This window comes from Eubacterium multiforme (assembly GCF_030813415.1).
GTDB classification, from domain to species: Bacteria; Bacillota; Clostridia; order Clostridiales; family Clostridiaceae; genus Clostridium; species Clostridium multiforme.
In genome coordinates this window covers 200,167-224,766 of record NZ_JAUSUF010000003.1, presented here as the reverse complement: position 1 = coordinate 224,766, position 24,600 = coordinate 200,167, and the positions used below count along the sequence as shown (strand labels likewise).

Annotated in this window: 20 protein-coding genes; 3 read left to right on the top strand and 17 right to left on the bottom strand. The window is 26.8% G+C overall.

Going from position 1 to position 24,600, the window contains the following annotated elements:
• Positions 1 to 10 precede the first annotated feature (10 nt).
• The 9 genes from J2S18_RS07195 to J2S18_RS07155 form a co-directional block, all read right to left on the bottom strand.
• On the bottom strand, positions 11 to 778 hold the full coding sequence (locus J2S18_RS07195; protein WP_307485102.1) for a glycosyltransferase family 2 protein: 768 nt from the start codon (positions 776 to 778) through the stop codon (positions 11 to 13).
• Between the two features lie 5 nt (positions 779 to 783).
• Positions 784 to 1,488: a sugar transferase gene (locus J2S18_RS07190; RefSeq protein ID WP_307485100.1), complete on the bottom strand. Its 705-nt coding sequence runs from the start codon at positions 1,486 to 1,488 to the stop codon at positions 784 to 786.
• Positions 1,489 to 1,883: 395 nt separating this feature from the next.
• Positions 1,884 to 3,026, bottom strand: coding sequence for an aminotransferase class I/II-fold pyridoxal phosphate-dependent enzyme (locus J2S18_RS07185; protein ID WP_307485098.1), 1,143 nt, complete (start codon positions 3,024 to 3,026; stop codon positions 1,884 to 1,886).
• Positions 3,027 to 3,060: 34 nt separating this feature from the next.
• Positions 3,061 to 4,935: a polysaccharide biosynthesis protein gene (locus tag J2S18_RS07180; protein WP_307485096.1), complete on the bottom strand. Its 1,875-nt coding sequence runs from the start codon at positions 4,933 to 4,935 to the stop codon at positions 3,061 to 3,063.
• A 32-nt stretch (positions 4,936 to 4,967) separates the two neighbouring features.
• A complete protein-coding gene (locus J2S18_RS07175; protein ID WP_307485094.1) occupies positions 4,968 to 5,729 on the bottom strand; it encodes a tyrosine-protein phosphatase in 762 nt (253 codons plus the stop codon).
• Positions 5,730 to 6,380, bottom strand: a complete 651-nt coding sequence (locus J2S18_RS07170) for a CpsD/CapB family tyrosine-protein kinase (protein WP_307485092.1) — start codon at positions 6,378 to 6,380, stop codon at positions 5,730 to 5,732.
• A gap of 9 nt (positions 6,381 to 6,389) precedes the next feature.
• Entirely contained in the window at positions 6,390 to 7,100 is a 711-nt protein-coding gene (locus J2S18_RS07165; RefSeq protein WP_307485089.1) for a YveK family protein, read from the bottom strand.
• Positions 7,101 to 7,631: 531 nt separating this feature from the next.
• A complete protein-coding gene (gene wecB, locus J2S18_RS07160) occupies positions 7,632 to 8,756 on the bottom strand; it encodes a non-hydrolyzing UDP-N-acetylglucosamine 2-epimerase (RefSeq protein ID WP_307485086.1) in 1,125 nt (374 codons plus the stop codon).
• 27 nt (positions 8,757 to 8,783) lie between these two features.
• Positions 8,784 to 10,382: a peptide chain release factor 3 gene (locus tag J2S18_RS07155; protein WP_307485084.1), complete on the bottom strand. Its 1,599-nt coding sequence runs from the start codon at positions 10,380 to 10,382 to the stop codon at positions 8,784 to 8,786.
• Between the two features lie 411 nt (positions 10,383 to 10,793).
• Here J2S18_RS07155 and J2S18_RS07150 point away from each other — a divergent pair, with 411 nt between their 5' ends.
• A complete protein-coding gene (locus tag J2S18_RS07150) occupies positions 10,794 to 12,380 on the top strand; it encodes a sigma 54-interacting transcriptional regulator (protein WP_307485081.1) in 1,587 nt (528 codons plus the stop codon).
• Between the two features lie 232 nt (positions 12,381 to 12,612).
• Here J2S18_RS07150 and J2S18_RS07145 read toward each other — a convergent pair whose 3' ends face one another.
• The 3 genes from J2S18_RS07145 to J2S18_RS07135 all read right to left on the bottom strand — a co-directional run bounded on the left by J2S18_RS07145 (position 12,613) and on the right by J2S18_RS07135 (position 16,452).
• A complete protein-coding gene (locus J2S18_RS07145) occupies positions 12,613 to 14,001 on the bottom strand; it encodes an aspartate ammonia-lyase (protein WP_307485078.1) in 1,389 nt (462 codons plus the stop codon).
• Positions 14,002 to 14,286: 285 nt separating this feature from the next.
• Positions 14,287 to 14,874, bottom strand: coding sequence for an AAA family ATPase (locus J2S18_RS07140; RefSeq protein ID WP_307485076.1), 588 nt, complete (start codon positions 14,872 to 14,874; stop codon positions 14,287 to 14,289).
• Positions 14,875 to 15,030: 156 nt separating this feature from the next.
• Positions 15,031 to 16,452, bottom strand: a complete 1,422-nt coding sequence (locus J2S18_RS07135; protein ID WP_307485073.1) for an MDR family MFS transporter — start codon at positions 16,450 to 16,452, stop codon at positions 15,031 to 15,033.
• A gap of 972 nt (positions 16,453 to 17,424) precedes the next feature.
• Here J2S18_RS07135 and J2S18_RS07130 point away from each other — a divergent pair.
• The gene (locus tag J2S18_RS07130) at positions 17,425 to 17,718 is read left to right on the top strand and encodes a hypothetical protein (RefSeq protein ID WP_307485072.1); all 294 of its coding nucleotides are present in this window, start codon (positions 17,425 to 17,427) and stop codon (positions 17,716 to 17,718) included.
• Positions 17,719 to 17,911: 193 nt separating this feature from the next.
• On the opposite strand, the gene J2S18_RS07125 is transcribed toward J2S18_RS07130, so the two are convergent.
• Positions 17,912 to 18,724 (bottom strand): zinc ribbon domain-containing protein, encoded by an 813-nt coding sequence (locus J2S18_RS07125; RefSeq protein ID WP_307485069.1) that lies wholly within the window; start codon positions 18,722 to 18,724, stop codon positions 17,912 to 17,914.
• Positions 18,725 to 18,868: 144 nt separating this feature from the next.
• On the opposite strand from J2S18_RS07125, the gene J2S18_RS07120 reads away from it, so the two are divergent.
• Positions 18,869 to 19,828 carry a YARHG domain-containing protein gene (locus tag J2S18_RS07120; RefSeq protein WP_307485067.1) on the top strand — a complete coding sequence of 320 codons (960 nt, stop codon included), beginning with the start codon at positions 18,869 to 18,871 and terminating at the stop codon, positions 19,826 to 19,828.
• 52 nt (positions 19,829 to 19,880) lie between these two features.
• Here J2S18_RS07120 and dltC read toward each other — a convergent pair whose 3' ends face one another.
• The 4 genes from dltC to dltD all read right to left on the bottom strand — a co-directional run bounded on the left by dltC (position 19,881) and on the right by dltD (position 24,262).
• A complete protein-coding gene (gene dltC, locus J2S18_RS07115; protein WP_307485065.1) occupies positions 19,881 to 20,108 on the bottom strand; it encodes a D-alanine--poly(phosphoribitol) ligase subunit DltC in 228 nt (75 codons plus the stop codon).
• Between the two features lie 125 nt (positions 20,109 to 20,233).
• Complete coding sequence (gene dltB / locus J2S18_RS07110) at positions 20,234 to 21,418, bottom strand: D-alanyl-lipoteichoic acid biosynthesis protein DltB (RefSeq protein WP_307485063.1); 1,185 nt, start codon at positions 21,416 to 21,418, stop codon at positions 20,234 to 20,236.
• On the bottom strand, positions 21,418 to 22,938 hold the full coding sequence (dltA, locus tag J2S18_RS07105) for a D-alanine--poly(phosphoribitol) ligase subunit DltA (protein WP_307485060.1): 1,521 nt from the start codon (positions 22,936 to 22,938) through the stop codon (positions 21,418 to 21,420). The genes dltB and dltA overlap by 1 nt, the downstream gene beginning before the upstream one ends.
• Positions 22,939 to 23,047: 109 nt before the next feature.
• Complete coding sequence (dltD, locus tag J2S18_RS07100; protein WP_307485058.1) at positions 23,048 to 24,262, bottom strand: D-alanyl-lipoteichoic acid biosynthesis protein DltD; 1,215 nt, start codon at positions 24,260 to 24,262, stop codon at positions 23,048 to 23,050.
• Between the last annotated feature and the right edge of the window lie 338 nt (positions 24,263 to 24,600).

The window sequence follows — 24,600 nt, the reverse complement described above, 5'->3', positions numbered from 1 at the left end:
CACCACTCTACTATTTAATTACATAATAAAACTTTTTCCAAATTCCAAATATTAAATTTCTTATAGTAAAAATTAAGGAACAAATCCTACTTCTTTTATCTGCTTCCCTAAATAATATATAGTGCCACTTAATTAGTTTCATATATCCTTGATTAGAAATTGAACCTGTACGTTTCCTATACATGGCTAATGGAATATCACATAAATAACAATTTGTTTTCTTTATAATTTGAAGCCACATAGCATAATCATTATTTTTCTTTATATCTTCAATTTGAATTATTCCAATTTTTTCAGAATCATACATTACTGTTAAACATCCTGGCCAACAATAATTATACATTGCTCTTTTCGTAATTTTTTTAGGACCATATATTTCTACATTTAAATCATTTCCACTTTCGTCTATTTCTCTATAGCGTGAATATGAAAATGAATATCCATTATTTTTCATAAAATCAATTTGTTTTTCTAATTTCTTAGAGCTCCATAAATCATCGCTATCTAAGAATGCAATCCATTTCCCTTTAGCTTCTTTTAACGCTCTATTACGAGAAACTGCCGCTCCAGAATTTTTATTATTTTTTATATATTTAATTCTCGGATCATTAAATTTTGCCACTATATTATCTGTATTATCACTAGAACAATCATCTACAATAATCATTTCCCAATTCTTGTAAGTTTGATTTAATACACTTTTAATAGTTTTAGCTATAAATTTTTCTGTATTATATGATGGAGTAATAATTGAAACAAGTTCATTTTGTAACATCATCTTCATCACCTTTTAAGTAAAAGATTTTTCGCCATCTCTTGCTTATCTAAATATTCCTTTCTAATAATTTTTCTCTTTTTTAATAAATAATCACCATAATCTGCAGCTGTTGCCATATTATCTTCTGTAACACCTTCTCTTCTAAATACTTTTAAAATTGTCATAAAAATTAATTTTAAATCTCCTAAAAATGTAATATTGCTTACATATTCTATATCAAAATCCAATTTTTGTTCCCAATCAATATCATTTCTACCCTTCACCTGAGCTAGACCTGATAATCCTGGTCGTACTAAATGTCTTTTTCTATGCTCATCTGACATAAAAATCATATCTCTAACTAATAGAGGTCTTGGACCTATGCATGACATTTTACCAGTAAAAATTAACCATATCTCTGGAATCTCATCAAGCGAAGTACTTCGAAGCCATGCTCCAAATTTTGTCAGTCTTAATTCATCTGGTAATAAATTCCCCTCACTATCTCTTTTATCAATCATAGTACGAAACTTATACAGATCAAATATCTCTTCATTTTTTCCCGGTCTTGGCTGTTTAAATAAAATAGGAGAACCCAATTTAATACGTACTAAAATTGCAATAATAGCATATAGCCAAAAAAAACCAATTAAAAATATAAATGAATATATAATATCTAACAATCTTTTTATATATTTTTCGTATATACCTTGTTTATATTTCTTTTTCATTATTACTCCTATAAATTAAAATATTATTTAAAACAACTTATAACAATTTAAATTACTATATTCTGTTTTAAGTTGCCATTTCTTGTTATTTGTAATATATATTCCATTTTTGAAACTATCTATTACATGCATGAAAATTTCACAGATTTTACTATATTAATTAAATACATATCCTTAATTATTTTATTCTTAATATTTGAACTCATAGTTTTTAGCTTATCAAGCTCTTTCAAAAATTTCAGACTCTATTTTAATAAAATTTTTAGATTTATTTTATTAAATTTTATCAATAATACAACTCTATACAATCAATTTTAATAAATCAATTAACAATATTAATATTTACTTAAACCAATAACTTATTTGAAACAAATATATACTTATAATCTTAATAATTATTTAAATAAATCTCTAATTATATTTATTATTTTATCCATATCTTCATATGTATTTTTAGTATCAGAAGGTAAGCATACTCCTCTATTAAATATATCTTCTCCAACTGCAATCTCATCATTGTAATGTTTAAAGAATTTATATTCATTATATACAGGTTGCATATGCATTGGTTTCCATATTGGTCTAGATTCAATATTTTCTTTTTCTAAAGCTAAAATAATATCTATTGGTTTTACCTTAGAATCGTCTTTTATCGTAATACAACTAAGCCAATAATTTGGATTTCCATAGTCACATATAGGCATCATTTCGATGTCTTTTATATCTTTAAATACTTCTTTATAAGTTTCAAAAATTTCTTTCTTTTTTGCAATTCTTTCATTTAAAACTTTAAGTTGTCCTCTTCCAATACCAGCTACAACATTACTCATTCTATAATTATAACCATATTCAGTATGTTCATAATGTCTTGCTTGATCTCTTGCTTGAGTTGCCCAAAATCTTATTTTTTCAATTTTTTCTATATTGTTAGATACAACCATTCCACCACCTGAAGTAGTTATTATTTTATTTCCATTAAAAGAATATATTCCAAACTCTCCAATAATTCCAGTTTCTCTTCCTTTATAAGTTGCTCCAAGTGATTCTGCCGCATCTTCAATTACAGGACAATTATATTTATTGCATATTTCCATTATCTTATCCATATCAGCTGATTGTCCATAAAGATGAACTACTATTAAAGCTTTTGGAAGCTTTCCTTCATTTTCACAAAATTCAAAAGCTTTCTTTAAAGCAATAGGTGACATATTCCATGAACTTGGCTCTGAATCTATAAATACAGGTTCTCCACCTTCATACATTATAGGATTACAACTTGCTGCAAAAGTTAAAGAAGAACAGAATACTCTATCTCCTTTTTTTACTCCAACAGCTTTTAATGCTAAATGAATTGCTGATGTTCCTGATGCTAATGCTGCTGCATCCTTCACTCCAACATATTCAGCTAGTTCCTTTTCAAAATTATTAACATTTGGTCCAAGGGGAGCTATCCAGTTAGTATCAAATGCTTCTTTTACATAAATTTCTTCCATTCCTCCCATATGAGGTGAGGCAAGAAATATTCTCTTTTTTTCCATATTATTTTCCCCCTATATTAATTAAGTTTTTATTTTATACTACAGTTGATGCTATTTCTTTTTCTGCATTTACTTCTTCTGGATCTTTATATGTTGGAACCACTTCTTTCATCTTTTCCTTAAGTTCATTTGTATCTTTATTTAATGCAGTAAATAAAAGTTCATCAATTTTATTTTTCACATCATCAATATCAAAATCAGCAGGTGCTCCAATAAATATTTTCTTATGCCCAGTTTCTTTAAGACCTTCCTCATCCATTAAAAGTTCTTCATAAAGTTTCTCTCCAGGTCTAAGTCCTGTAACCTTTATTTCTATATCTTTTTCTGGTTCAAATCCAGATAATTTTATTAAATTTTTAGCTAAATCATATATTTTAACTGGACTTCCCATATCAAGAACAAATATTTCCCCACCTTTTGCATAAGCTCCAGCTTGAAGTACAAGTTGTGCAGCTTCTGGTATAAGCATAAAATACCTTCTTATTTCCATATGGGTTAAAGTAACAGGACCTCCATTTTTTATTTGTTGTTTAAACAATGGGATTACTGATCCACTACTTCCAAGTACATTACCAAATCTTACTGCAACAAAATCGGTTTTACTTACCTTATTCATAGCTTGCATTATCATTTCGCACATTCTTTTTGTTGCACCCATTATATTAGTTGGGTTTACCGCTTTATCTGTTGATATAAGAACAAATTTTTCTACATTAAATTCATCTGCACATTCAGCTGTATTTAATGTTCCAACTACATTGTTCTTAATTGCTTCCTCTGGATTTTCTTCCATTAAAGGTACATGTTTATGAGCCGCTGCATGAAATATTACATTTGGTTTATACTTATTAAAAACTTTTCTAAGTCTTCTTTTATCTCTAACAGATGCTATTATTACCTGCTGATCTAGTTCTGGAAAGGCATATTTAAGTTCATTTTGCAATTCATAAGCATGATTTTCATATATATCAAGAATTAATAATTTTTTAGGATTAAAGTGAGCTATTTGCCTACAAAGTTCTGAACCAATTGTTCCTCCACCACCAGTAACTAAAACAACTTTATTATTTATGTAACTTTTAACCCCCTCTTTATCTAAAGATATTTCATCTCTTCCAAGTAAATCCTTAATATCAACATCTCTCATTTTTGTAAGGGATACTTTACCACCTATAATTTCATTAACTCCCGGTATTACCTTTATCTTTGCATTTGTATCCTGACAAATTTCAATTATTTTTCTTTTTTCATCTGCTTTAATATTTGCTATACATAAAAATATAATATCAACATTATTATCTGTGACAACCCTTGGAATATCATATCTATCCCCTAAAATTTTAACTCCTGAAAGAAAGGTTCCTTTTTTCTTTTCGTCATCTATTATTCCAATAGGCTTAAATCTTGCTTTCTTATCTTTGAATATTTCATTTAAAACTAAATGTCCACAAGAACCTGCTCCTATTATAAGTATATTTTCTGAATTATTATTAGCTTTAAGTTTTCCGTATACAACTAATCGTCTGTATACTCTATAGGATATCCTAATTCCTAAAGTAAACATAAAAATTAAAATACAACTTATAACAACTATACTATTTGGAATTCTTTCACTAATTATATTATTATAAATTAAATTTAAAATTCCACCTATTAAAGATCCAATTATTCCTCTTATAAATTCATCTATACTTGCATTGCTCCATAAACTTCTATACATTTTGCAAGTTGAAAAAGAAATAATATATAAAAGACAAATTACTGGAAGCATCTTAACATATATAGTCATAAATTCCTTTGGTATATCAAAATCAAATCTAACAACAAAACTAAATAAATATGCTAAATTTATAGCAATTAAATCTAATATTATTAAAATTGGATATCTAAATTTTCTTATTTCACTCATTTAACTACTTCTCCTACTATAATTTTCTAAAATTAAAAAAATCCCCTCTTTTTAATTTTTTCCCCTTCAAAGAAAATCTCTTCATTATTTAAAAGCTTTCCTGTATTTTCTATAAATATTTCTTCTAATCTTCTGTTCCTCTTAAATACTTCTTTGCATTCTTCTAAAATGCCAGTTTTTCTTCTATTATTATCATGTGCATCACTTCCTATAAAACCATATATTCCATGTTTTATAAGAATTTCTGAAGTCTTTTTAATATCACGACCAAAATCTCCTCTTATGCTTCCTGCATTAAGTTGAAAAAGGCATCCTTCCTCAATAAGTTCATTTAATCTTTCTGGATTTTTAATTACATCAAGGTATCTTTCTGGATGGGCAATTATTGGTGTTATTCCCTTAAGGTTAATTTCATAAATATAATCTACCGCTTCCTTTGGAATCTTTCTCATTGGAAATTCCAAAAGCATATATTTACCATCATCTATAGTTCCAATAATACCCTTTTCCAAATCTTCAAGTATTCTTTCATAAAAATAAACTTCCTGCCCATAATGAACATTTATATTTAATCCTTCTTCCTTAACAAGAGATTTTAAATAATTAGCTATAATTTTAACTTCATTAAAAGATGTTTCAAAATAATCTCTCCTAAAATGAGGCGTTGCTACTATATCTTTTGTTCCTAGACTCTCTGCTCTTTTTATCATTTCTAAGGCAATATTTAAATACTTTGGGCCATCATCTATTCCAGCTATTATATGTGAATGAATATCTATTATATTTTTCTTCATTTATTTTCCATAATAATAGTAGTATTTTCCTTTACTACTTTCTCCTCCATTAAGAACTGTTCCAAGGATATTAGCCCCAACCTTATCTAAAGACTTCTTAGCATCAATTACTGCTTCCTTCTTTGTTTTTTCTGCCCTAACTACAAGGACTACTCCATCAACCTTAGTTGAAAGTATTTGAGCATCTGTTACTGCATGAACTGGTGGAGTATCTAAAACTACTACATCATAAATTTCTCCTAGTTCATTTAGTAATCTTTCCATAGCCCTTGACCCAAGCATCTCCGATGGATTTGGTGGAACCTTCCCTGATGGTAATATATGAAGATAATCTGTATATTTAACTATTGCCTTTGATATTTTACTTTTATCTAAAACTACATCAGAAAGTCCTATATTATTTGAAATTCTAAATTTTTTGTGTAAACTTGGTTTTCTTAAATCACAATCTATAATAAGAACCCTTTTCTCATCTTGAGAATATGCAAGAGCAAGATTCCCTGCTGTAGTTGACTTACCTTCTCCAGGTTCTGAACTTGTAACTAATATTTTTTCTATATCTTTATCAAAAGATGAATACTGAATATTTGTTCTTAATACTCTATAAGCCTCTGCTGGTACTGATTTTGGTTGTTTTTCAACTATAAACATATTCTCACCTTACTTTCTATACTTTCTTCTTCTATCTACACCATCTTCACTATCAAGTTCTGGTATTGTTCCTAACACAGGAAGTTCCAACACCTTTTCAAGTTCTTCCTTTGACTTAAATGTATTATCCATAAATTCTAAAAGTAATGATAAACCAACACTAACTACTAATCCAAGTACAAAAGCTATTAAAATATTAAGCTTTTTATTTGGACTTACTGGCTTATGTGGATAAGATGCCTTCTCTACCACTTGAATATTTCCGCTTGGAATAAGCTTTTTAGCTTCCTTTACAAATTCTGTTGTAAGATTTTGAACAATTGCAACATCCTCGCTAGCATCCTTTCCTGTATAGGAAATCTCTAAAATTTGAGTATCCTGTCTCGGTGTTATTTTTAGATTTTCCTTAACATCTCTAACTTTTTCATTTATATTAGCCTTATTTAAAGCTCTTTCAATTAAATCATCAGTTTTTGCAACTTCTGCATATGTAGTTAATAGCTTTTGATACATCATTACATCACTACTATTATATTCCTGTGATTTTTTATTTTCTTTACCTATAAAAAGTTTAGTTGTAACTTCATATTTAGGTGATATAACAAAAAAACTAATAATTCCAGCAATTATTGTAAATGCTAAGGTAATCCCCACAATTATCTTCCAACGCTTTTTAAGAGCATCTAGTATTTCGCTAATGTTTATGTTCTCTTCATTCATGTGTTATCCCCCATCTTAATATTTTCTTTTAAATTTCTCTAAATTTTGGCATAATCCCTAAAATTTAATATTATTTCTATAAATACTAAACAATTATAGCATAAATTATAAGTTTTTTCCTTCTCATACCATACCAGCTCTTATCTGTTTTTATTTTTTTAACATTTTATACATATTATATTAATATTTTTGGTAATTATAAGTTCTATTATATATATTACTACATTTTATACTATTATTTAAGAATTTTAATTCTACATTTTTTTTATATATTTTCTTAAATTTCAATATATTTTACTATAAATATTAATTAATTTTATATTTATAAAAAAACTTCTTATATTAAACTTTATAATTTACATATTTTCTTTAATATATTTTACTATATTTCATACATTTTTTTGAAGACCTTAGAACTAAATTTTTACATATTTTTATGACCAAAAATATAAAACCTAAGAATAAATATAACCAAAACAACATTTAGTTAAAATTACTCTTAGGCTCTATAATAAATATATTTTTTTAATTTTATTTATTAAAATATTTATCTATTTCATTTAAAATTCTTTTGCATGCATTTCCATCTCCATATGGATTTTCAGCATGTGCCATTTCTTTATATGCTTTTTCATCTGTTAAAAGTTTTTTTGCTTCATTATATATGTTTTCTGTTTCAATTCCTGCAAGCTTTATTGTTCCAGCTTCTACTGCTTCTGGTCTTTCTGTTTCTGTTCTAAGTACCATAACTGGTTTTCCAAGAGTTGGTGCTTCTTCTTGAATTCCACCTGAATCTGTCATTATAAGCTTAACTCTTGACATAAGATTTGCAAACTCTACATATTCTAAAGGTTCTATAAGGTGAACTCTTCCTTTATATTTATCAAAATAATTATGTGCAAGTTCTCTTATTGCTGGATTTTTGTGCATTGGAAATATTACTTCTATGCTGTCATCTTCTTCGACTAATCTTATCATAGCTTTAAAGATGTTTTCCATTGGTTCTCCCCAATTTTCTCTTCTATGAGTTGTAAGTAATATTACATTTTTGTTTTTATAATTTATATCATTTAAAATTTCTTGTTCAAAGGTTAAATTTTCATCTATTACACTTAAAAGAGCATCTATTACAGTATTTCCTGTTATAACTATTTTTTCTTGTGATACTCCTTCTCTTAGAAGATTTTCTTCATTAGTTTTTGTTGGAGCAAAGTTTAATGTTGCTATACATCCTGTTAACTTTCTATTTGCTTCTTCTGGAAATGGTGAATATATATCATAAGTTCTAAGTCCAGCTTCAACGTGTCCTACTGGTACTTTATTATAAAATGCAGCTAAAGCTCCATTTAATGTAGTTGAAGTATCTCCATGTACTAATACAATATCAGGCTTTGCTTCCTTTATTACTTCATCTACCCCTTTTAAAACTTTGTTTGATATATCTACTATTGTTTGACCATGTGCCATTATATTTAAATCGTAATCTTGCTTTACATTAAATATTTCAAGTACTGTATCTAACATTTCTCTATGTTGTGCCGTTACACATACGATTGATTCAAATCTATCATCTTTTTCAAGAGCTTTTACTAAAGGACACATTTTTATTCCTTCAGGTCTAGTTCCAAAAACTGATAGTACTTTTATCTTTTTCATGACAATCTACCGCCCTTTTAATAATAATTAATCCTCTGATTTACCTACATCTGATAATACAAGTCCCTTATTATGTTCTAATGCCCAGCTTATACCCCAAGTATTTTGGAATATTAAAAGATTTCTATCCTTTAAATCTTTAACTTTCTTAGTATCTGATGTAAGGTTTAATTTATCTACATCAATGTTTCCATCATCTTCAATCCATCTAACAAATCTATATGGAAGTCTTTCCATTTTTATATCAACGTTATATTCATTTTTTAATCTATATTCTAAAACTTCAAATTGAAGTACACCAACAACTCCAACTATTATTTCTTCCATACCTATATGAAGTTCCTTAAATACTTGAATTGCTCCTTCTTGAGCTATTTGAGTAACACCTTTTATAAATTGTTTTCTCTTCATAGTATCTACTGGTCTAACTCTTGCATAATGTTCTGGTGCAAAGGCTGGAATTCCTTCAAACTTAAACTTTTTGCTTGGTGTACAGATAGTATCTCCAATTGAAAATACTCCTGGATCAAATACTCCAATTATATCTCCTGCATACGCTTCTTCAACTATTTCTCTATCTTGAGCCATAAATTGTTGTGGTTCTGCAAGTTTTATTTTTTTATTTTGTTGCATATGATAATAATCTTTTCCCTTTTCAAACTTACCTGAACATATTCTCATAAAGGCAATTCTATCTCTATGTGCCTTGTTCATATTTGCTTGAATTTTAAATACAAAGGCTGAGAAATTATCTTCAAAGGGGTCTATTTTCCCTATACTTGAATTTCTTGCAGTAGGTGCTGTTGTCATTTTTAAGAAATGCTCTAAAAATGGTTCAACACCAAAGTTTGTAAGAGCTGATCCAAAAAATACTGGAGTTAATTGTCCTTCTCTTACTTTTTCTACGTCAAATTCATCTCCTGCAATATCTAAAAGTTCTATATCTTCCATAAGTTTTTGGTGAAGATCTTCTCCTAATATTTCTTTGAATTTAGGATCATCAACTTCTCCTTCAATTGCTTTAACTTCCCTTTGACCATGTTCTCCACCTGTGAAAGCTATAATTCTTTTGTTATCTCTTTCATATACTCCTTTAAAATCTTTACCTGAACCTATTGGCCAGTTCATTGGATAAGTTTTTATAGAAAGTTCATTTTCAATATCTTCTAATAATTCAAATGGATCTCTTGACTCTCTATCCATCTTATTTACAAAAGTAAATGTTGGTATTTCTCTTAAAGCACATACATTAAATAATTTTTTAGTTTGTGCCTCAACTCCCTTTGCAGCATCTACAACCATTACTGCAGAATCTGCTGCCATAAGGGTTCTATATGTATCCTCTGAGAAATCTTGGTGTCCTGGTGTATCTAATATATTTATACAATGTCCATCATAATTAAATTGCATAACTGATGATGTAACTGAAATACCTCTTTGCTTTTCAATTTCCATCCAGTCTGATACTGCATGTTTTGATGCCTTTCTAGCCTTTACTGAACCTGCAAGTCTTATGGCACCTCCATATAGTAAGAATTTTTCTGTTAATGTTGTCTTACCTGCATCTGGGTGAGATATTATTGCAAAGGTTCTTCTTTTTTCTATTTCCTTCCTTAAATCAGCCAAGAATGTTTCCTCCTTAATTTATGTTAATTCAAATTGTATTCTTTATTATAATCCACTCTCGATTATAACATAAAAGTTCCTATTTTCTATAGTTATACTAACTATATTTTAAAAATTTTATTCTTATCCTCCTTTTTTATCTGATATTTTCCTTTTTAATAATTATACCATGGTTTAAACTAGTGTTTATTTTAGATAGAACTTAAAGAAAACCTTAAATAAGTCTAAAGGGCTATCTAAAATAAATACTCCATTAGAAGTATTTTTATAATATTTCATGATATCATTTTCATATGCTGTTGAATTTATTATTAGTGTGCTTTAAAATAATACATAAAGATAGTAATTTTTAACTATTTCAACACACTAGTTTGCATTTTGTGCACACTTGTATTTTAAGGAGGGACAGTTTTGAAAAGAATTGACTTAGTTTACTCTACAGTTGAAAAATTAGATACAGGAAAAGGGGTTACTACAAAGGAAGTCTCTGAAAATTTACATATAGAAAGATCTAATATTAGTAAAAACCTAAATAGTTTAGTTAAGAATAAAAAACTTTTTAAAAATTCAACACGTCCAGTAAAATATTTTCTTAAAAATCCTAATGATATAAATTTTGATACTAAATCTTCATTAGATAAAATATCTTATCTTTTTCCTTCTCTTACGGAATCTTGCAAACTAGCAAAAACTGCAATTTTATATCCTCCAAATGGAATGGATTCTTTAATTATTGGAGAAACAGGTTCTGGTAAATCAATGTTTGCAAAGCTTATGCATGATTATGCTGTATCTTTCTTTAATAAAAAAGATATTCCTTTTATACACTTTAATTGTTCTGATTATTCAAATAATCCACAACTTTTAAGTTCTCAACTATTTGGAGTAAAGAAAGGAACCTTTACAGGAGCTACTGAAGATAGACAAGGTTTAATTGAAAAGGCTAATGGAGGGATATTATTTTTAGATGAGATTCATAACCTTCCAAGTGAAGGTCAAGAAATGTTATTTTTATTTATGGATACTGGATATTTTAGAAGATTTGGTGAGGTTTCTAGAAAAATTAAATCTTCTGTAAGAATTATTTGTGCTACAAATGAGGATATAAACGAAACTCTTCTTAGTACATTTTTAAGAAGAATATCCATTAAAATAAAAATTCCAAACCTTCGTGAAAGAGGTTTAGAGGAAAGGCTTACTTTAATTGAAACTTTTTTAAAGGATGAAAGTATAAATTTAAATAAATCTATTTATATTTCCTATAACACAATGCTTTGTTTTCTATCCTATGACTGTATATATAATGTTGGTCAATTAAAAAATGATATAAAGCTATGTGTTGCTAATGCTTATACTGAATATTTTATAAATAATAAAAAGAACATAAAAATAAATAGCCCTGATCTTCCAAGGGACATTAGAAAATCTTTATCTCTTCCATTAACTAAAGAAAAAAGCCTTTTAGAAAAGATAAAGCCAAATGGTAATTATTTTATATATAATAAAGATACTAAAATTGAAAGTCATTCCTTTCAAAATAAAAGATTATTAATGCTTAAGTCTTATAGAAATTTACTTATTGAGACTAATAGATTAGTTTTAAATAAAACTTCTAATGCTGATGAATTTAATGAGTTATTAGTAAATTATTTAGAATACATAAAAAATTATGCTAAGGAGTATAAATATAAACTTCCTTATGCAGCCTTTACTGAAATTAATGAAAAACTTTATGCCTTTGATAATAATATAAAGAAGTTTTTTAATATAGCTTTATATGAAAATATATTTAATATTCATTTAGATTTAATTTATGATAGGATAAATTTTATAAATATAGATATAAGTAAACTTGAAGGTAAGCTAAAATTATTATTCCCAGCGGAAGTTGCATTAGCTTCTGATTATAAAAAAATTATTGAAGATAATTTAAATATATATCTTCCCTTTTCTGAATTTATATTTATTATTTTAATTGCAATATTTGTTAAAAATTAATACTATATAAAACATTTTTCTATATTTTATATAGTATTAATTTTAGATAGAACTGAAAGACTATTTTAATAAGCAATTAGAGTTTCATTATCTATGGAAAAATAATAGGGTTAAGAGACTTTTTTGTTTGAGCGTAGCAAGTTTAAAAGTCTTAGCTATTATTTTGGAATAGATAATAGAAACTCTTTGCTTAATTAAACAAGTCTGAAAGGCTATCTAAAATTAACTAATTTTAATTATTTATATTTGCCATTTTGCCAAGGTCAAGTATCTTGCCCATTTCATCTTCTGTAATATCTAATTCTTCTTTTATAACTTCTTTTACATTCTTATCATTCTTAAGAGCTAGCTTTGCAATATGTGCAGCCTTATCATATCCTATTATTGGTGCAAAAGCTGTAACTATTCCTATACTTCTTTCAACTAATCTCTTACATAGGTTACCATTTGCTTCTATTCCATCTATACAGTTTACAGTTGCTGTATGTAATCCATTGCCTAGAATTTTAATTGATTGGAATATATTTGCAAACATTATTGGATAAAAAGCATTTAATTCTAATTGTCCAGATTGAGCTGCTAAAGTTATTGTAGTATCATTACCCATTATTTGGAATGAAATTTCCTTTAATAACTCTGCCATTACAGGATTAACTTTTCCTGGCATTATTGAAGAACCATTTTGTCTTGCAGGTAAAGTTATTTCTCCAAATCCTGTTCTTGGTCCTGATGACATTAAAATTAAGTCTCCTGCTATTTTGCTTACATTAATAGCACAAACCTTTAAATCTCCAGAAAGTGCAGCTATTATATCTGCATTTTGAGTTGAATCTACTAAGTCATCTGATTGTTTTATATTTAAACCTGTTAATTCTCTTAAAGTTTTAGCAATTTTCTTTTCATATTTAGGATTAGCATTTATTCCAGTTCCTATAGCAGTTCCTCCTATATTAACTACTAATAAATCATCTAATCTTTCTTTTAATCTATTTATATCTCTTCTAATTGCTCTTCCATAGGAAGTAAACTCTGCTCCTAAACTAATTGGCACAGCATCTTGCATTTCAGTTCTTCCCATTTTTATAACATGTTCAAATTCCTTACCTTTGTTTAATAATGCTGTTTCAAATCCCTTTAATTGTTCTAAACATTCTTTTAATAATATATGACAATTTATTAGTCCTGCTGTTGGGATTACATCATTTGTTGATTGTCCCATATTTACATGATCATTTGGATGAACTGGATGTCTAAGACCTTTTTCATATCCTAACATTTCATTTGCAACGTTTGCAACAACTTCGTTCATATTCATATTCATTGAAGTTCCTGCTCCCCCTTGTACTGGGTCCAAGATAAATTGATCTGTATATTTACCTTCAATAATTTCATCACAAGCTTTAACTATTGCATCTTTAATCTCCTCATCTAATTCTCCAACTTCATAGTTTGTTATTGCACAAGCTTTTTTAACTATTGCTAAGGTTTTTATAAATTCCTTATCTAAAGTTAAACCACTTATTCTAAAATTTTCATAACCTCTTAGTGTTTGAATACCATAATAAGCATCCTTTGGCACATTCTTCTTTCCTACTGAATCCATCTCTACTCTAAATTCCATATCAAAAACCTCCAAAATAAATATACTAGTTTTATTTTGCCCCAATCACTTATATTAACTAGCAATTATTGTGCCATACTTTGTGATTTTCTAAAGCCTTTAATAGGGTATGTTTAATGTACTCTAAATATTTTTTAATACAGTATTATTTGTTTTTAAGATTTTAAACACACTTATATTCTTAAATTGTCACACAATATAAGAAAACATTTACATAAAGGCACAAAATTTCTCTTTATTAGCCTATATGTACACAAAGAAAAAAAGGAGGTTATCTTCCCCCTTTTACTTTTCTGGCATTGCTGCCTTTATTTCAATATCATTTATTCCAATAAAGTTAAGTATTTTTTCTGATCTTTCCTTAGTTGAACCTGTTACTGTTTTAAATCTAACATTTTCAGATTCTAAAAATCCTAAAATAGCTTTATCAATAGATTGTGCCATTTCTTCATCTTGCCATCTTACACCATCTTTTGCATAACCAAATTCTCTTGGTACAAAGAAAATGTAATCATATTTTGGTAAATCTCTTAAAGCTAAAATATATAAATCTTTAAGAATTTCAATTTCTTTTACAGTTCTTTCTTTATCACCTAACATAAATCTTCCATATATATAAGGTACAAAAGTTGCATAATCTGTTATTGCATAATCAAAGTCATTTAATCCTTCTTCTAATTGTGCTTGTCCTAAATATATACCATATTGTTCTGCAATTGTTTCTATCATACCTTTATCTCTTAAGTAATCTGTGCTATATTCAGTTGCAACTCCAACATTTAAATCTCTTATTTTTAAATCAACATATAATTGTTGTATTAATGTAGTTTTTCCACATCTTGGACCACCTAAGACTGCTATTCTTATTGGCATATAATCTCTCCTCTTTAAGCTAACTTTTAAAATTATTTAGAAATTAGACTTTCTATGTTTTTTATTCTTAATTTAAGAAAACACAATAATTATATCAGCTTAAATAATAATTTTCAATTAATTTAGGCTGTGCGTTAAAAATCTCCCTATAAATTTCTAATATAATTTAGTATCTCCTTCACCTTTCTTCTTAACAACTATTATTGCAATAACTAAAGCTATAAAAGAAAGTAGTGCAGAAACTCCAAAGGCTACATTCATACCATGAATTGATGCAAGTTCTGAATTTTTTATTCCTGAACTTATTGTTGCTTTACTCATTACAGTAACTAAAAGTGCTGTTCCTATTGAACCTGCTATTTGTCTTAATGTATTGTTAGCTGCTGTTCCATGAGCTAAGTGTTCATTTGTTAATGTATTTAAACCTGCTGTTGTTAAAGGCATCATAATCATTGACATACCTAAAAGACGAATTGAATATACAATTGTTATATGTATAATTTCAGTATTTGCTGATAAAAACATTAATCCTAAATTTCCAAAGGTTAATAATATTAAACCTACTATTGATAAAGTTCTTGCACCTATCTTATCAAAAAGTCTACCTGCTATAGGATTCATAACACCCATTATTATTGCACCTGGCATAAGCATTAAACCTGAATCAATAGCTGAATATCCTCTAGCCATTTGAATATACATTGGCAATATTAATTCTGCTGAGACAAAAGCTGCATATACTATCATTATTATTATTGTTGAAAAAGTAAATGTCTTGCTTTTAAATACTCTTAAATTTAACATTGGCTCTTTACTTGAAAGTTGTTTTTTAACAAACATTAATAAAGAAATTATTCCAACTATTAATGGAATTAAAACTTGTAAACTTCCCCAACCCTTATTTCCTGCATTACTAAAACCAAGTAATAAACCACCAAAACCTAATGTAGATGTTATAACTGACATAATATCAATTTTTACATCCTTTGTTTCAGTTACATTTTGTAATGCAAAATATGCAAACACTAAATCAATAATACAAATAGGATCTATTATATGAAATAAATATCTCCATGGATAATTATCTACTATAAAACCTGCAAGAGTTGGTCCCATTGCTGGAGCAAAGGCAACAATTATTCCTACAAGTCCCATAACAAAGCCTCTCCTTTCCTTTGGAACTATTATTAAAAATACAGTTTGCATAAGAGGAAGTATAATTCCAGCTCCTGCAGCCTGTACAATTCTTGCTATTAAAAGTGTTTTAAAATCAATTGAAAAAGACCCTATAAATGTTCCAATTGTAAAAAGTCCCATAGATATGAAAAATAATTTTCTTGTAGTAAACTTTTCTATTAAAAACGCTGTACAAGGTATCATTATTCCATTTACAAGCATAAAAGCAGTTGTAAGCCACTGACCTGTTACTGGATCTATCTTTAAATCCCTCATTATTGTTGGAAGAGCTGTTGTCATTAATGTACCATTTAAATATGATACAAATCCTCCAATTAAAAAGACCGATATTATTATAACTGGATTAATCTTTTTATCTTTTGCTTTATTTTCTACTGTCATCCTCATCTATCCTTTCATTATAATTTTATATTCATTTTCAACCATCATTCTATCTCTTAATTGCTTTTATTTTTTATAAGTGTTTATTTTAGTTAGATCTGAAAGACCATTTTAATAAGCAATTAGAGTTTCATTATCTATGGAAAAAGAATAGCGTTAAGAGACTTTTTCTGTTTAAACGCAGTGAGTTTAAAAGTCTTAGCTATTATTTTGAGGTATAAATAAAAATCTTTCTCCATAATTTCCTTTTTAATAATTATTGATTTTTAGCTAGGACTTAAAGAAAGTTCTTAACAAGCAGTTAGCATTGCATTATATACGTAAAAATACTAGCGTAAAGAAACTTAATTCATTTTCAGCTATTATTTATCTCTTAATTAGTTTTAATTTCTACAAGTGTTTATTTTAGTTAGATCTGAAGGACCATTTTAATAAGCAATTAGAGTTTCATTATCTATGGAAAAAGAATAGCGTTAAGAGACTTTTTCTGTTTAAGCGCAGTGAGTTTAAAAGTCTTAACTATTATTTTGAGGTATAAATAAAAATCTTTCTCCATAATTTCCTTTTTAATAATTATTGATTTTTAGCTAGGACTTAAAGAAAGTTCTTAACAAGCAGTTAGCATTGCATTATATACGTAAAAATACTAGCGTAAAGAAGCTTAATCTGTTTGAAGCTTTGCTGAGTTATTAAGCTTTAGCTAGTATTTTGGAGTAGATAATAGCAATACTTTGCGATGTTAAGTATTTCTAAAGGACTAGCTAAAAATCAATACTATTTTAAATTATATTTATTTTTACTATTTTTTTCTAATTTTAATTATGTTACTCCACTTTTCCTATGTCAATGTAATATCCTATGTATTAAAAGTTCATTCATAGTAAATTAAATTCAGTAATATCTTATAAAAATATCTTCTCCATGTATTAAATAATTAAATTTACAAAAACTATATTTAAGGAGGAGATATTAATGAAAAAACATAAAAATAAAACCTCACAAAATAAAAAACTTGCAGATGAAATACAATCTAAATGTTATCTTCCTGAAAAAAGAACTGATTATCATCCAAAGGATAGTGACTTAATTAGCACTGCTCCAAATGGAGATATAACTCCATTACCAAATCCTGCAACAGATCCTATTGTTTGCAATAATATTTCTTATATGGAATTTGATTATACTCAGAGTATGGCAAATGAAATGAATGACCTAGAATCAATAGAAGAAATAATAGAAAATAATAAGAAAAACAAACACACATAACCTTTATAAACTAAAGTAACCAAAATAAGGACCTCTTATATAAAGTTATTACACCTATGCGTCTAAGTTTAATAACCTAAAGAGGTCCTTAATTTATTGAATATTTCCATTTAAAATAATAGCAAAAATTTCCTAATTTAGCTCTTTCTAAAGAGCTATCCAAAAACAAACTATCACTTTTAAATTATATTTTCTAGAAAAATGAGTTTATTGCACTTTGATAAGCCAATCTTATAATATGTATTATATGTTCCATATAAATATAATTAATTATAATAAAACTTACTCCATATAAAGCAGCAAATATATAAACAAATTTATTGTCACTATTTAAAACATAACTTAATCCAAGTCCTACTATTAATAAAATTAATACAAATAAAACTACATTTACAAACAAGCTACTTCCTAATCCTATAAATAAAGCTAATGAACCAATTATAGTTCCTATTAAGTTTATAATTGATGCTACAGTTATAACCCTTGTAAAATCATTTAATGAAAACTTAGATTTAATTAAATACTTATAAATTATATAAATCAATATTAATATAATTCCATAAAGTGCAACGTAATTTAATAAATATATTCCATATTGATTTACATAATTAATATTTTTATCCATTGAACTAAATATTTGATTTCTTAAACCACCTATTTGATTCATTGTAATATTACTTCCAAATATATCTTTAAATAAATTAAATATGCCCTTAAATATAGCCATATTTAACAATGGTATTGATATAACCTTTATTAAAGGTATTATTAATGCTATTACAGCTATATATAATAAATTTACCTTTGTTGAAATATTACTTCCACCATTTTTTATTGTAGTTATTGGATGTTTTATTGATTGCAATGTATAATTTAAAATTTCATTAAATCCCTTTTTTAAATTTGAATCTGAATCTATTTTTTCCTCATCAGTGCACCTTTCACCACAGTTTGGACAAAATATTGAATCATCAGGGATTTCATTCCCACATTTTTTACAATACATAGTCATTCCTCCTTAGTTATTTTAGTGAAATTATATATTAATAATTTTAAATTTGTCAAATTAACTTAAAAATGGTAAATTAATTATTAGTAAATTTATTTTAACCTTAATTATTCAAAAGATTAAAACAAAGGGGATGTACATATGAAATTCTGTGATAAATGCGGAGCTAAAACAATTGATAATGCTAACTTTTGCAACAAGTGTGGAGCTCCATTAAAAAAAGAAAATAATTCTAATACTCCAGATTCAAAGTCAATTTCTGATGACGATATTAAAAAGCCATTAAATACTAATAATACTATTGAAGAACCTAACTCTAATGATTCTGATAGTAGTAACCCTAAAAAAAGAAATAAACTAATAATTTCAATAGTTGTATTATTAGTTATAATAGGTGGCGCTTTATTTTTTTCAAAGGACTTTATTTTATATCACCACTATTACAACTCAGCAGCAGATGAAAGTAATATACAAAACAAGCTTACATCTTACAATAAAGCTTTAGCTTTAAACTATAACCCTGAAATATTAAATAATATTTATGATATTCTAAGAAAAGATTCAAACTTTCAAAAGGATCTTAATTTAGTAACTAACTTAAAAAAATCTGATAAACAAAATATTATATATAAAATTTGCACATTAAATTCAACTGAATGTTATAACAATGGAAATTATGAAAAGGCTCTTAAATATTATAATATTGCAAAGTCAAATGGTTGTAACCTTAAAAACTTTCCTAATGGAGAGGCTTTAAGTGAAAATTCTAATGACACTACCAATTATAACAATAATTCACCTACTTCAGATAAAAATTTAAATGCAAGAATTCAATCTAAAGATGAATATATAGAACCAAATAGTAATTCTACTTATTTAAAAGAAAATAATTTAAAGAAATATGATAAAAAAACTCTTGCTTTAGTTAGAAATGAAATCTATGCAAGATATGGCTATGTTTTTCATACAGAACCTTTTAAATCATACTTTAGTTCTAAGTCATGGTACATACAAAATCCTTCTTTTCAAGGAAAAATTAATGATTTAAATGAATATGAACAAAAAAATGTACAATTACTACAAAAATTAGAAAATGAATAAATTTATATAAAAATAATGGGAGGTAAATTTACCTCCCATTATTTTAAACTATCTATCTAGTTTCTAAGAATGCTACTAAGTTATTAACTGTAGCCATATCTGTTCTTTCTAAATCAGTTGGTTGAAGCTTTATTCCTAATTTTTCTTCTATTTGTAATAATACTTCGATTATTGCAAGTGAATCTAAAAGTCCTGCCTCAAATAAATCTAAATCTAAATCTTCTCTTAATTCATCGCATCCTGTTACTTCTTCAAAAATTTCAATTACTTTATCTTGCATTTTCTCTTCTCCCTTATCTTTCTTTAATTTAATATCTTAAGTATATACTATATATATTAAACTAAATTTGTATTTTTTATATAAATTTCATATAAATTTATTCTTAAAAAATCTTTATTTCTATTTTACTTTTTTAATAAAGCAAAGTAACCTGAGAATAATAGCATACCAAAGGCCACTATTTGCCATGTTATGAATATTTGTAAATATTCAAACCATTTCTCTTTTTTGTGTTTCTTATAGAATTTTGATTTTCTTTGATATATGTCTGTTAATACTAATGCTGCACCTTCATAAACACCATAAACTATGTAATACCATGTTAATCCATGCCAAAATCCCATAGTAATCATTGTAATCATTTGTGCCACATGTGCTGCTGTTGCTCTCTTTTTAAATCTCTTCTTTCTCATAGAAGAAATTACAAATCTTGAAAATATATAATCTCCAAACCATCTTGATAAAGATATATGCCATCTAGTCCAGAATTCTTTCATATCCTTACTTATAAATGGTTTATTGAAATTATCTGGTGCTTTTATTCCAAATATATAACTTGTACCTACTGCAAATAAGCTATATCCACCAAAATCAAAGAATAGATATAAAGTATAAGCATACATATAGCTTAATGCTCTCATTACTGTAAAGTGATCAGTATGTATCTTTGTAAGCCATAAAGTATTTATAAGAAATGCTATAACAAACTTATAAACAATTCCTAGAAATATCTTTTTAATTCCTGGCATTAAATACTCATCTAAATATTCTTCTCTTGATAATTCCCTATCTAAGTCCTTTTCAAATCTTCTTGATCTATCAATTGGTCCTGAACTTAATGTTGGAAAGAATAATACAAAGTAAAGAAAAGTTGATAGCTTTACTTCTTTTATTGCTTCATCATATATTTCAACAACCATTTGAATTACCCTAAAGTTAAGATAAGATATTCCAATAAATCCTATTATACCAATCTTTGCATGAGGTATTAATTTATTAAAATATGGTGAAACCTTATTTAGGATAACAGGTAGCATTGATCCAAAAAGGAACAACCTGTAAATGAACTTACTATCTGTCTTTTTTCTTACATACAAATATCCATATACTATTATCAATTCCCATATAATAAATGCACATAAAAATTTAAATTGTAAATGTGTTCCAACTATAAGGAATATCATGAATAATGTTGCAATCATTCCATAAAATTTTATCTTTTTGCCTAATAATCCTAAAACTATAGCTGGTATAGCTGTTAAGAGTAATATATACAAATAAAGATAATTTCCATATTGTGAAAAAGTCATTACATTTCCTCCATAAGTTTCTTTCTATCTATTTTACCATTTGTATTTATAGGGAACTCTTCAACTATTTTTATACTTCTTGGTACCATATAAGTTTGTATTAATTTCTCTAATTCTTTTTTGATTATTATTCCATTTTTTAAGTTGCTTAAGTTGTTTTTCTCTTTAAGTTCAACAACCCCTTGAAGATATACTATCTTTTCATCCTTATATACTGGAATTACTACTGCATTTCTTACATTTGGAACTTTACAAAGATTATTTTCTATATCTTCTATTTCTATTCTAAAACCATTAAGTTTTATTTGGAAATCTTTTCTTCCGCAGTAATATATTTTTCCATCTATTTTATATGCAATATCACCAGCTCTATAAGCTCTTTCTTTTACTCCATTATTATCTTCAAAGTAGAAAACTTCATTTGTCTTCTCTTCATTTTTAAAGTAACCCTTTGAAACAGATTTACCAACTATTATAAGCTCACCCTTTTCACCATCAGCTACTTCTTTTCCTTCTTTATCAACTATTTTAATTTCTATTCCATCCATAGCATAACCTATTGGAATACTCTTCTCATCATTTAAAATTTCATCTGTTACATCTATTGCTGTTACTGCAACAGTAGCTTCTGTTGGTCCATATCCATTCATCATTCTAAGATTTGGGAATCTTTCAAGAATTTCTTTAGTAAGATTCTTTGATAAAACCTCTCCAAGAACTATCATAGAATCAAGTTTTGGTAACATATTGCTGTTAAATCCAACTTCATTTAAACAAATTCCAACAAATGATGGCGTTGATATCCAAAGTTCTATATTTGATTCTTCTAATTGCTTAAATAATTCTTTATAATTTCCCATTGTTTGTTTTGATAATGAGAATAATGTTGCACCATTTATAAGTCCACCATATAGAGCTATAACAGATACATCAAAAGAGTATGAAACTTGATTTAATATAGTCATTCCACTATCATTAATTTTTAAATAATCAATAATCCATTTATTAAAATTATCTAGGTTATTACTACTTATTTGAACTCCCTTTGGTTTTCCTGTACTTCCTGAAGTAAATAACATATATGCATTTTCATCTTCTTTTACCCATGAGCTTTTGTCTATTACTTCATTTTTATAATCTTCTATAATCTTCTTTATATCTTCTTTGTCTATTACTTTTACCTTTGTACCAAATTCCTCTTTTGCAGAGTCTGTGAAGTTAAATATAATCTTTGGCTCTACTTCTTCTGATACAGTTAATACTCTCTCTACAGGGAAAGTTACATCTAGAGGAATATAAGCTCTTCCTGATTTTAAAGCTCCAATCATACATGGAACAATTAAATTATCCTTATTTCCATATATTAATATAGGAGTATTATCATTATGTATTTCTTTTAGATAAGAACCTATACTTTCTGAAAATCTATCTAAATCTTTATATGATAATTCTTCTCCATCACATTTTAAAGCTATTCTATCTGTGTTTGCATATTTTTTAATTCCTTCAATTATTTTCATCTTAAAATCCTCCCAAAATTAGAACTCATTATAAACAAATGGTATCTGTTTAAATGGTGTAAAAGTAACTATTAATATAGCAGCAATTATAACTATAGTAATTGTTATACTAGTTATTAAATACTTGTTTTTCATTATATTGTTCATAAAGTTTTTTACTGACATCTAACCATCCCCTTGTTCCTAAGTGCATAACATCTCTTAAATAATAGTCTTCATTTTCTTTATCTCTTAAATCCATAACTTTAAAGCCATCTTTTTTAGCTAAGTTTCCAATTACATCATAAAACTCAAATCTTTCCTTTTGAGATACTCCTGCATAATCATAATACCAAGGGTTACATGGCATTAATACTACTGTTAAATCTACATTCATCTCTTTGCATATCTTTAAGAAATATTTATAATCACCCATTTCTTTAGATTTTAATAAATTAACATTTGCATATTTATTTTTTAACTTCTTTAAATGTGGTTTTAAAGTCTTATAGTAATAATTACTATCAAGTTTATGTGGTGAATTTTTTACTCTCTTCTTAGCATCTTTTATAGCTAACTCATCTTCCTTTTTCCAATCAAAAGGCTTTCCTAATTCACTATCTTTAGGTGTTTTATCTTTAAGAGTTCTTAACTTTCTATATAAAAGTCCTTTTTCTTTTAATAAAACTTCTTTTTCTCTTAATTTAAAATAAGGATATAATAATACCTTTTCTACTTTTCCTGTAAAAGATTCATCATTATATAGCATTGAATAAAGTCTTTCACTCTTATATTCATCACTACCTTTTAATAAAACTTTTGTTCTTTTTACTAATTCATCCTTACTTTTCTTAGAAATTTTAGGATTGTTTAAAAATGTATAAAACTGAACTGGTGAAAATCTTCCTTGAAAGTCTCTTTTTTCAACTCCATTTTTATGTACAAACCATTGTAGAGATTCTAATAGTACAACCTTTTTACCTTTCATTATATTAGGATTTGTACTTCCTACTACAATTGCATCTTGTAATTCTTGAGTAAATGGTCTACCAATTGTAAATACCGTGTTTTTGCTTCTATTTGTATTAAAATAACGTGTAGGATGCTGTCTAGTCGCATGTCTTAAGTCAGAAGCTCCAACCATCATTATTGAATCCTGTGATAAAAATTCATTATTTATAATTACCCCTTTACCTTTTATATCTGTTGCATATTCTCCCATAAGAGGCACTAAATTTTTACTTTTACATAAATCATTAATCTTATAATCTAAAAATTTATTTAAGCCAAAGGCAAAAACTACCCCTATAATTAGTGGTATTATAAAATATAATACTTTTTTCATACCTTGCTCCTCTCTAAATATCTAAATAAAATTCATTTAACATAATATTACTATTATAAAAGATAATCAATCATAGGAAATTAACCTTTTTTAACAAATAATGAATAACAACTTAAGAAAAAATAAATTTTTATTTTTTGCCTATGAATTCCCTTAAATACAATATATTTAAAGCCCTCAGTTATCATTTCTTTAATTTAATGACTGTAAAAGTTTAACCAAATGTTAACTAAATCATTTTTCATATTTCTCCAAATTATTCATTTTTATTACTTTTTATGTTAAATTCATACCATTCTTATACATTTATACATTAACCATATATATTATAAGTTAAA

Coding starts and splice junctions, on each gene's coding strand:
- J2S18_RS07195 (WP_307485102.1), bottom strand. CDS start 778: ATGATGTTACAAAATGAACTTGTTTCAATTATTACTCCATCATATAAT.
- J2S18_RS07190 (WP_307485100.1), bottom strand. CDS start 1,488: ATGAAAAAGAAATATAAACAAGGTATATACGAAAAATATATAAAAAGA.
- J2S18_RS07185 (WP_307485098.1), bottom strand. CDS start 3,026: ATGGAAAAAAAGAGAATATTTCTTGCCTCACCTCATATGGGAGGAATG.
- J2S18_RS07180 (WP_307485096.1), bottom strand. CDS start 4,935: ATGAGTGAAATAAGAAAATTTAGATATCCAATTTTAATAATATTAGAT.
- J2S18_RS07175 (WP_307485094.1), bottom strand. CDS start 5,729: ATGAAGAAAAATATAATAGATATTCATTCACATATAATAGCTGGAATA.
- J2S18_RS07170 (WP_307485092.1), bottom strand. CDS start 6,380: ATGTTTATAGTTGAAAAACAACCAAAATCAGTACCAGCAGAGGCTTAT.
- J2S18_RS07165 (WP_307485089.1), bottom strand. CDS start 7,100: ATGAATGAAGAGAACATAAACATTAGCGAAATACTAGATGCTCTTAAA.
- wecB (WP_307485086.1), bottom strand. CDS start 8,756: ATGAAAAAGATAAAAGTACTATCAGTTTTTGGAACTAGACCTGAAGGA.
- J2S18_RS07145 (WP_307485078.1), bottom strand. CDS start 14,001: ATGGAATTTAGAGTAGAGATGGATTCAGTAGGAAAGAAGAATGTGCCA.
- J2S18_RS07140 (WP_307485076.1), bottom strand. CDS start 14,874: ATGCCAATAAGAATAGCAGTCTTAGGTGGTCCAAGATGTGGAAAAACT.
- J2S18_RS07135 (WP_307485073.1), bottom strand. CDS start 16,452: ATGACAGTAGAAAATAAAGCAAAAGATAAAAAGATTAATCCAGTTATA.
- J2S18_RS07130 (WP_307485072.1), top strand. CDS start 17,425: ATGAAAAAACATAAAAATAAAACCTCACAAAATAAAAAACTTGCAGAT.
- J2S18_RS07125 (WP_307485069.1), bottom strand. CDS start 18,724: ATGTATTGTAAAAAATGTGGGAATGAAATCCCTGATGATTCAATATTT.
- J2S18_RS07120 (WP_307485067.1), top strand. CDS start 18,869: ATGAAATTCTGTGATAAATGCGGAGCTAAAACAATTGATAATGCTAAC.
- dltC (WP_307485065.1), bottom strand. CDS start 20,108: ATGCAAGATAAAGTAATTGAAATTTTTGAAGAAGTAACAGGATGCGAT.
- dltB (WP_307485063.1), bottom strand. CDS start 21,418: ATGACTTTTTCACAATATGGAAATTATCTTTATTTGTATATATTACTC.
- dltA (WP_307485060.1), bottom strand. CDS start 22,938: ATGAAAATAATTGAAGGAATTAAAAAATATGCAAACACAGATAGAATA.
- dltD (WP_307485058.1), bottom strand. CDS start 24,262: ATGAAAAAAGTATTATATTTTATAATACCACTAATTATAGGGGTAGTT.